Origin of the sequence: Methanobrevibacter sp., from assembly GCF_045577275.1 — an archaeon.
GTDB lineage: Archaea > Methanobacteriota > Methanobacteria > Methanobacteriales > Methanobacteriaceae > Methanobrevibacter.
The window spans coordinates 1-9,164 of the sequence record NZ_JAZNIB010000015.1 but is presented as its reverse complement, the minus strand read 5'-3'; the positions used below and the strand labels follow the sequence as shown (position 1 = coordinate 9,164).

Below are 9,164 nucleotides of genomic sequence, written 5' to 3'. Positions count from 1 at the left end.
TCTATTGATGTCATCCTATAAAAAATCATTTAATAAAATTTATATTATTAAAGGTATAAAGGAATATTATATTTTATATAACAATTTTTTAGAGTGTTTTGATGTCTGATTTAAATACTTGTTCGAATGAAAAATTATCATTCAAATATTCTGATGAATGGGAATTGGAAGAGTTTCCATTGGATAATAATCCTGATTGCATAGCTACTTTAAGCTATGAAGACGGAAGCTTGTTGAATGTGGTTGCATTCCAATCTGAAATGCCTTCTTTGGAGGAATTTAAGGAGAAAATCGAAGAGATTCTATTGGATGATGGTGCACAAATCGTTTCTTCTGAAATAGCTAATGTGGGGAAAAGATCAGCTATTCAGATTCATTCAAAGATTTCAATTCCTGAAATTGATTTTGAAATGTTTTCAGTTGTCTTTTTGGAAGATGGCTATGTTTATATCTTTGAACTCAGAACAGTCAGTGACATAGTATCCAAATTTATGGATATAGTCAGGACTTTTGAGATTTTAGAATAATTCTTTGGGGTAAATTAAATCTTTTGAGATTTGAGAATAATTGTTAGAAATTTTTTTATAGGTTGTGGTGATAATGGAAAGGAGAAATATACTTATTTCACTTATAATCCTTGTTTTTGCAGCATTTGCTGTATTGTCTGTCTGCAGTCATGTGGGATTGATTAACAATGTGGCTACTTATGACGTTGATGTGACTAAATTGGATAATGAATTAACTGTTGACATGACTAATTGGAAGTATGATGAAGATAATAACATATTCTATCAGCTTGGAATAGTATACTGTGCAAATCCTGCAAATGAAGCTTATGAATCCATGGGAATTTATGTTCCTGGTGATTATTTTACTGCTCAAAAGAATTCCAATGGCACATACACCTGTAAAGTGATCAATTCAAATATTGGCAATTTTACTGCAGTCGATGCCCCAATTGTAATGCCTATTGATACTGAAGGATATTCTGCCCATCGTGCCCCTACAAGTTATAATGCAAATGATGTCAAAGCATTCACAGATGCTGGTTTTGTATATGTCGATGCTGGTTGCAGAGGCAAGGAGAATGGCAACAACTATTCAGGCGGAGCCCCTTGGGGAGTAACTGACTTGAAGGCAGCTGTTCTCTATTTGAAATTCAATGGAGAGACCCTTCCAGGTGACAGCGGCAGGATATTCTCATTCGGTCATAGTGGTGGCGGTGCTCAAAGTGCCATCTTAGGTGCAAGTGGAGAGAGTGAAATGTATGTACCATACCTTGAATCAATTGGAGCAGCTATTGTTGACAGAAATGGAAACAAGCTTTCAGACAGCATATGCGGTGCAATGGCTTGGTGTCCTATAACCTCATTGGACACTGCGGATGGAGCATATGAATGGACTATGGGACAATACAGTTCTGATGGTACACGTGGAAACGGAACCTGGACCAATGCACTGTCTGATGATTTAGCCACTTCCTATGCAGAATACATCAATCAGTTAAATCTCAAAAGCCCAGATGGTGAAAAATTGACTCTTGAAGAATCTGATAATGGAATTTACACATCAGGTTCATATTATGATTACATGCTTTCAGTCATAGAAGGATCATTGAACAATTTCCTTAATGATACAAAATTCCCATACGCTCCAAAATCAAGTGAAGGAATGGATATGTGGTCTGCTCCAAGAAGCGGCACACCTTCAGGAGACTTGCCTGAGGATTTCAGTTCTGAAGTTGTAAGTTCACAGACCTATGAAACTCCACAGGATTATATTGATGCATTGAATGGCGATGAGCAATGGATTAGCTATGACAACTCAAGCAATAAAGTAAAGATTACAAGCATTGAAGCATTTGTTAAACATTGCAAATCTCCTTCCAAAGATGTAGGTGCATTTGATGATTTGGATAGGGCTCAAGCTGAAAACGATTTATTTGGAAATGATGATAAGGAATCCTTGCACTTCAATACAATTATGGCAGAAATATTGAAGGAAAATTCAAATAAATATGCTAATTATTCTGATTATGATTCATCATATCCTGGAGACTATGCAAGTGACTTGACCAGATTGGACAAGTTCAACAATACAATCGAAAACCGTTCCAAAATGTATAATCCAATGTATTTCATTTGTGATTATTATGACGGTTCCAATACAGCTCAACCTGCAAAATATTGGAGAATCAATTCTGGAATAGAGCAAGGAGACACATCATTTACCGTTGAAACTAATCTAGCATTGGCTTTAGAGCATTGTGATGATGTGGATGATGTTGATTTCACTACAGTATGGGGTCAAGGCCATACACAAGCTGAAAGAACAGGATCTGCAAATGCAAACTTTATCAATTGGGTAAATGAATGTTTGAATAGTGATTCAGGATTCTTTTCATTTGACTTTTAATTTTTAAATTTTTTATTTTTTTAATTTTTCTTTTGATTTTTTTAATTTTTTCACTATTTTTTTAAACTATTTTTTTCAAAAATTTTCATAAAAAACATTATAATTTTTTTCATGATTTTCTTTCATGAATCTCTTGCATGAAATTTCATGTTCTTTCATGTATGCCATGTAAAATTTTTTTATTTTCAGCTATTTTTAACAAATTTTCTTTTATTTTTTGATTTTTTATTGTAAATTGCTTTAATTTTAATATAATTTTTAATAATTAAATAATAACCTTTATAAAGAAATAATACATATTTATAATTATGATTATCAAGACTGGGAAAATTAATAAGTCAAGAGGTAATATTAGTCTCACAATTGGTAAGGAAGATGTTAAAAAACATAATCTTGAAGAGGGAGATTTTGTCATTTTGACCCCTCAGGAATATGAAGATTTGAAGGCTTCTTCTGAGATTGAAGTTTCTACTTTAGAGGTAGTCCCAGATGATGAAGCAGTTGTTAAATTAGAATATGATCTTAAGGAAGCGAAGTCCAAGGAAAAGATTCTTTTTTCAAAGGTTGAAGAATTGGAAAACATCAATCTTGAGCTGACCACCAAATTGTCTCAGATTGAAAAGGCCAATTACATCAACAGCAGTGTATTGTCTGATGAGGAATCCAATTCTCTCATTGATGAAGTCAAGAAGTTGAATGGAGACATCGATGACTTGAATACTGAAATCAAGCAATTGAATAAGGACTTGAATGAGTCAAATGAAGAAAGGATAGAACTCTTGCAGGACATGAATGTCTTGAAGACCAAAATGAGTTTTGATGCAAGCGAATTGTCAAGACTCCGTGAGAGAGAAGACAAACATAAGGAAATCATTGAGATCATTCTAAGAACAAATAAGAACATGCTTGATGAAGTTGTAAACAAGACATTGTCTGCTACCATCAATGAAATCAATAAGGAATTAGGCGAAACCAGTATCATAAGAAGAATCAGAGGCTTGACCATCGTTAAAGAACCTGAAATTCATAAAGCCAACATTTCTAAAAATGCCTATACTCAGTTGGAAGAATTGGTTCCTGATGATTATTTCCTTGAAAGTGGAGAATAGTTAATTAATCTTTATTAATTTTAATTTAGGCGGTTTTATCTAAATTTTTATAATTTCCTTAGTCTATTTAATCTAAAAATTCTATACAATTCATATTCATATAGTTTATTAGGGTATCAATTAAATGGTGATTCTATGGATGAAATCCAATTTGATGAAGAAGGAATTAAATTTAAATATTTAAGTAATTGGAAAGAACAAAAGAAAGAAATGGTCGCTCCAAATTGTATCAAGGCTTTAGTAAAAGTTGTTGATGGCAACCCATCTACAATTACAGTTTATAAAAATGATGCAGGAGAAGTCAATGCAGTTGCTGAGCTTGAAGAATCATTTAAAGAAAATTTCAAAAAACAAGGTTGGAATATTGCTGAATCTAGAATTTTAAACCTTAACGGCATGCCAGTTTACAATATCATTGCCCATTCTGTAATTGGAGAAGATGGAAAAGTCAAAGAAAACATTGCAGAATTATCAGAAGATGAAAAGCGCATAACTTTAGAAAACTATACTTCTGCATTGATCAATGATGGAAGCATGTATGTGTTTGAATTGATGCACTTTAAGGAATTACCCTACGCTTTCAATGATTATTTAGCTATTATGGATTCCATTGAATTCTAATAACAATCTTTTGACCAAAATCTTTTCTTAATTTATATAGAATTACTTTTTTTCTATTATTTTCCATATTTTTAATTCTTTCCATTTTATTTTTTTATAATTTTTATCTTATTTTAAAGGAGTTTCACAAATGTCTAATATATTTAAAAACGATGAATTATGCTTCAAGTATCCAAATAATTGGAAATTGATTGAAGCAGATGATATTGAAAACTGCATTGCTGTACTTGACTGTGACAGCAAATTCAGCAGAGTGATGGTATTCAAGTATCCTCAGGAAGGGTTGTCCTTAGAATATCTTAAGAATGCCATTGAAGACATTCCAAGGGAGGACAGTTTGGTTGTAGATGATTCTCATTTGACCATTATTGGAAACAAGGAAACTCATGAACTCGTTGCAAAGGATTCAAGTCATGAACCTATCTTAAACACTCATTCTCTCTCAACAATCAATGACAGAGATGCATTCAGCTTCAATTTCTTTGGATTTGGAGAGGACAATCCTGATAAGGATGGTTTTATGATGATGTATAAGACTTTGGAATTCTTATGATTAAAGATTAAGAAATCAAATTTTTCTATTTTTTGATAATATGACTTTAAAGAAAGAAAAGGAATCCATTAGAAAATCAATTTATGATAAATTGTTTAAGGAAGGCCAATCCCTTAGGCCTAATGGGGATTATGGCAAGATTCCAGATTTTAAGGGAAAGGATCTTGCAGCTCGGCTATTGGCAAGCACAGATGAATGGAAACAGTCAAAAACTATTTTTTGCAGTCCTGATTCTGCTCAAATACCAGTTAGATGTCTTGCATTGAAGGAAAATAAGAATCTGATTATGGCAAGCCCTAATCTTGAACATGGCTATCTCTATTTGGAAGGAAATCAATTGAATGGAAAGGAGAAAGAGGCATCAACTAAGGAGGGTGCCTTCAAACATTGTTCCAAATTCTTTGATTTCGGTGGAGTTGAATCCTTTGGAATAGCTATTGATATGCTTGTTGAAGGTTCTGTAGGTGTAGACAGACTTGGTAATAGAATCGGAAAGGGGAAAGGATTTGCAGATAGGGAAATAGAAGATCTTTTTAATAAGGGTCTGATTGATGAAAACACTCCTTTAGTAAGCACTATCCATCCATTTCAATTGGTTGAGCATGTTCCAATGGAAGAGCATGATATGAAATTGAATATGATTGTCAGCACTGATGAGATAATTAAAATATGATTTGAACATGATGTCAGCACTGTTGATATTATTAAAATATGATTTGAACATGATTGTAAGAACTGTTGAGATTATCAAAATTTGATTTTTTGAATATTTTTTTAAACATTTATATATACAATATTTTTAGGCATACCATATTTTAGAAATATTTATTAATCTATAAAACTAAAATAGTTTTAAGTAGTTTAAACTACTACTGAATTCTTATTAATTAAGAATTAACACATGTGTTAAAAAAATTTTAGGTGATTATATGGCAGATTTAAAAGGTACTAAAACCGAAGCTAACTTAGCTGCAGCTTTTGCTGGAGAATCTCAAGCTCATGCTAAATATCAATATTTCGCAAGTAAAGCTAAAAAAGAAGGATACGTACAAATCCACGATATCTTTATGGAAACTTCCAAAAACGAAAAAGAACACGCAAAAATCTGGTTCAAACTTTTACACGATGGAGAAGTACCAGACACTATTGCTAACTTAAACGCAGCAGCTGATGGTGAAAACGAAGAATGGACTGCAATGTACAAAGAATTCGCTGAAACTGCAATCGAAGAAGGTTTCGATGAAATCGCAGGTTTATTCACCATGGTTGGTAACATCGAAAAAGAACACGAAGAAAGATACAGAGCTTTACTCGCAAACGTTGAAGGCGAAACTGTATTCAAAAAAGAAGAAGAAATTGAATGGAAATGTATTAACTGTGGTCACATAATTAAAGGAACCGACGCTCCTGTTATTTGCCCAGTATGTAAACACCCACAATCTTACTTCGAAGAAAGAGCAACCAACTTCAAATAAGTTGATTAATTTTAGCTATTGATGATTCTTTCATTAATAGCATTTTTCTATTTTTTTTAATTTTTAACTGTTTTTAGCTGTTTTAAACTAGATTTTTACTATTTTTAACTGATTAATGTATTTTGGTGATTAAGGTGTCTCGAGATAAAGATAATTGTCAAATGGATGATGATTGTTCCAACGGTACTTGTGCACCAGTCAGTCCATTTTCAAAAGAAGGGGCATTATTTTTAATTTTCATAGCAGTATTATTTGCTGTTCTATTTTTTGTATTATATGTGTATGGTTATATTTAAAGATGTCATGAAATGAGAAAGAGCCTAATTTTCATCTTCCATCATTTCCTCTTCAATCTCTTTCATCAAATCTTCAAATTCACGTTCTTCATCAAACAATGCCAAAAAGTCATCAATGCTTATTTTATATTCGTTTTCTGAACTTGGATTGATAATAATCTGGTCAAAACTATCTTGTATAGGTGTTATGGACTTGCATAAGTCTCTCATGAACAATGATCCAACAGTTGTATTCAAGTTAACATCATGGATATTTTCCTCATCTGTAAAAATAGGTATGACCTTTATTCCATTTGGCCCGACAAATGATTTCAAATGGAATTTGACCTCTTTGTTGATCTCATTCAATCCATTAAGATTCATGTTTTCAAGGTCTAATGAATCAAGTTCTATTTGAAGAGGAACTAACAGTTCTGATTTTCGAAGTTCGTTTAGGAAATGCTCATTTTCCTCTTCGCTCATCTCAGATTGGTTTTTCATCAATGATTCAAGTTTAGTGTTGAATAGTAAACTCATTTTATCACATTTTAAAAATAATCATAATAATTTTAATAATTCAATATAATTCTAAAAGTTATTTTTATCTAAAAATTCATCAAAATCTATTCTGTAGGAGTCAACGCTGTAGGGATTGATTACAATATAATTGAAATCCATATCAAATTGTGAGAGTATGATTGAGAGTTCCATCATGTTGACAGCTATTGATTTGATTTGGTATCCTGCCTTTTCCAATTCATTTGTATCTGTAAATAGGTATATGTTGCGGTCTCCATTATCCTCATCAAAGAAACCTATCTGTAAATCAAGGGTATCTCCATCTTCCAATGAGTCTTCATCCCCAATTGCAATTACTGGAATGAAAAGTGTTGACTTTAGAAATTCCTTATAGAAAATATCAGGGTTCTGTTCTATTTTTACTCTTGATTTGGATTTTAATAATTTTTTAAGTTTTTTATTGTTTAATGTTGTCATTTCAATCAATTGATTTTTTATTTTAAGTAGTATAAATTTTTTATTTAATTTTTTTTATTATAATAAAAATATAATTAGAAATCTATTTATACTGATGAGTATAATATAATGTTGCGATAGGATTATCGCAGATATGAGGTGAAGTTTTGTATATTGAAAATAGAATTTATTCCAAAGAGTATTCTGTGGTTAAATTAGATATGCTAAAAGCACCAATGGACCATTATAGTGGTCTTCATATTAGGAGGGTGAGAAAAACTTAATGCATTGGTTTTGTTAGGTGATTGCCAAGATCAATATGGTCTGCCCTAATAGAATCTGTTCTGCAGAAGAGCTTAATGAGCTTTTTGTTAAAGTAGGAGGTGTATTAAGAGATTGGGAATATGATAGAAAATTCTTCAAATCTATTAAAAAGATTGACAAATCTGTTTTGGAAAAATTCCTAAAACAGATTAGGAAGATTTTTGAAAATCCATATGTCGGCAAGAACATGGCCCATAACCGTAAAGGTCAACTTGAGCTTTATGTTGCTGACACATTCAGATTGTATTATTCCTATATAGAAAAAGATGATAAGATTGTGTTTCTCGAGTTTTCTCGTAAGAAACATCAATAATCAAGCTTTTTAAGTTTGATTTAATCTTTCTTTTTCTTTTTCTTATCTTTCAATTTTGCATGTTTTTTGATAAACATTTTTTATTTTTTTGACATTTTAACTGATCATTTTAAGTTTATTTTATAAATACTAATCATTTGTTTTTTATTTTTTTCTTAAAGCATTATTCTTCCTTATTTTTCAATTTAAGGTTGTAAGTAAGCACTTACATTCGAAAATCTTTATATATGCTCTTTTACAAAGTAATACTGTCGAGGGTAAAATATGATTCTATTTGATTCTCTAATTTTGTGGAATGATATGTTATCCTTAAACAAATTTAAGGAAGATAAAATGAATAAAATAGCATTAATTTCAATTTCTTTAATACTTTTAGTAATTGGTATCGGCTGCGCTGCTGCAGCAGATTTGAATGTGAATGATGCGTCACTAGGTGGAAGCCTTGGTGGCGGTGGAAACGAAAAACTTTTCGCTCCTGCATGTGTTGATGAAAGTGTAAGTACCGAACCTGTCGCTGTTTCTGATGATGGTGCTCGTCCTTTAAATAATGTTGTTAACGATTCTGTTGATGATGGTGCTCGTGAGGCTGTTGCTTCTCGCGGACCTAATATATTCAGATCTTCTCTTGAATCTCGTGGACCTAATATATTTGCACCTGCTGCACTCACCCTTGGCAGTAGCGGTCTTGGTGGCGGCGGAAACCAAAATTTCTTCTAAGCCAATCATTTACTAAACAATTATTTTGTATATGTGAATATAATAACCAGTTTAGATATTTTATCTAAACTTTTTCTTTTTCTTTTTTTAATATTTTTTCCTAGTTTTTTCTTGTTTTGATTAATTCAGTAATATTGATCTTTTTTAAAAATTTTTTTAAATAATTTTTCAGCTTTCAATTTATAGCTATTTTTAATAATGTAAGAATTGATAAATCATTATTTCAGAAAATAAACAATTATTATGTACTATTTTTTTATTTTAACTATTTTTATTCATTTTTTTTAAATTTTAAGATGTAAGCAAGTACTTGCATTCGAAAACATTTATATTAGTAATTAAATAAAAATATGTTTAATTCTAATTGAATAAAATCTAGAGGTGGAA

Annotated in this window: 12 protein-coding genes; 10 read left to right on the top strand and 2 right to left on the bottom strand. The window is 31.4% G+C overall.

From position 1 onward, the window contains the following. Window positions 1-101: 101 nt before the first annotated feature. From ACKI67_RS00505 to ACKI67_RS00470, 8 genes are all read left to right on the top strand, one after another. A complete protein-coding gene (locus ACKI67_RS00505) occupies window positions 102-527 on the top strand; it encodes a hypothetical protein (protein ID WP_407461423.1) in 426 nt (141 codons plus the stop codon). 73 nt (window positions 528-600) lie between these two features. Then, window positions 601-2,415, top strand: coding sequence for a subtype A tannase (locus tag ACKI67_RS00500; protein WP_407461422.1), 1,815 nt, complete (start codon window positions 601-603; stop codon window positions 2,413-2,415). Between the two features lie 308 nt (window positions 2,416-2,723). After that, window positions 2,724-3,524, top strand: a complete 801-nt coding sequence (locus ACKI67_RS00495; protein ID WP_407461421.1) for a coiled-coil domain-containing protein — start codon at window positions 2,724-2,726, stop codon at window positions 3,522-3,524. A gap of 135 nt (window positions 3,525-3,659) precedes the next feature. Next, complete coding sequence (locus ACKI67_RS00490; protein WP_407461420.1) at window positions 3,660-4,145, top strand: hypothetical protein; 486 nt, start codon at window positions 3,660-3,662, stop codon at window positions 4,143-4,145. 130 nt (window positions 4,146-4,275) lie between these two features. Then, entirely contained in the window at window positions 4,276-4,698 is a 423-nt protein-coding gene (locus tag ACKI67_RS00485; protein ID WP_407461418.1) for a hypothetical protein, read from the top strand. A 40-nt stretch (window positions 4,699-4,738) separates the two neighbouring features. Then, a complete protein-coding gene (locus ACKI67_RS00480; RefSeq protein ID WP_407461417.1) occupies window positions 4,739-5,371 on the top strand; it encodes a 5-formyltetrahydrofolate cyclo-ligase in 633 nt (210 codons plus the stop codon). Window positions 5,372-5,627: 256 nt separating this feature from the next. Continuing rightward, window positions 5,628-6,173, top strand: coding sequence for a rubrerythrin (gene rbr / locus ACKI67_RS00475; RefSeq protein WP_407461416.1), 546 nt, complete (start codon window positions 5,628-5,630; stop codon window positions 6,171-6,173). A 134-nt stretch (window positions 6,174-6,307) separates the two neighbouring features. Continuing rightward, window positions 6,308-6,469, top strand: coding sequence for a hypothetical protein (locus ACKI67_RS00470; RefSeq protein ID WP_407461415.1), 162 nt, complete (start codon window positions 6,308-6,310; stop codon window positions 6,467-6,469). A 24-nt stretch (window positions 6,470-6,493) separates the two neighbouring features. Here ACKI67_RS00470 and ACKI67_RS00465 read toward each other — a convergent pair whose 3' ends face one another. Continuing rightward, window positions 6,494-6,985, bottom strand: coding sequence for an SseB family protein (locus tag ACKI67_RS00465; protein ID WP_407461414.1), 492 nt, complete (start codon window positions 6,983-6,985; stop codon window positions 6,494-6,496). 51 nt (window positions 6,986-7,036) lie between these two features. Continuing rightward, entirely contained in the window at window positions 7,037-7,444 is a 408-nt protein-coding gene (locus ACKI67_RS00460; protein WP_407461413.1) for an SseB family protein, read from the bottom strand. A 280-nt stretch (window positions 7,445-7,724) separates the two neighbouring features. Between ACKI67_RS00460 and ACKI67_RS00455 the strand changes: the two genes are divergently transcribed. Beyond that, window positions 7,725-8,060, top strand: coding sequence for a type II toxin-antitoxin system RelE family toxin (locus ACKI67_RS00455; protein WP_407461412.1), 336 nt, complete (start codon window positions 7,725-7,727; stop codon window positions 8,058-8,060). Window positions 8,061-8,393: 333 nt separating this feature from the next. Further along, entirely contained in the window at window positions 8,394-8,777 is a 384-nt protein-coding gene (locus ACKI67_RS00450; protein ID WP_407461411.1) for a hypothetical protein, read from the top strand. Window positions 8,778-9,164 lie beyond the last annotated feature (387 nt).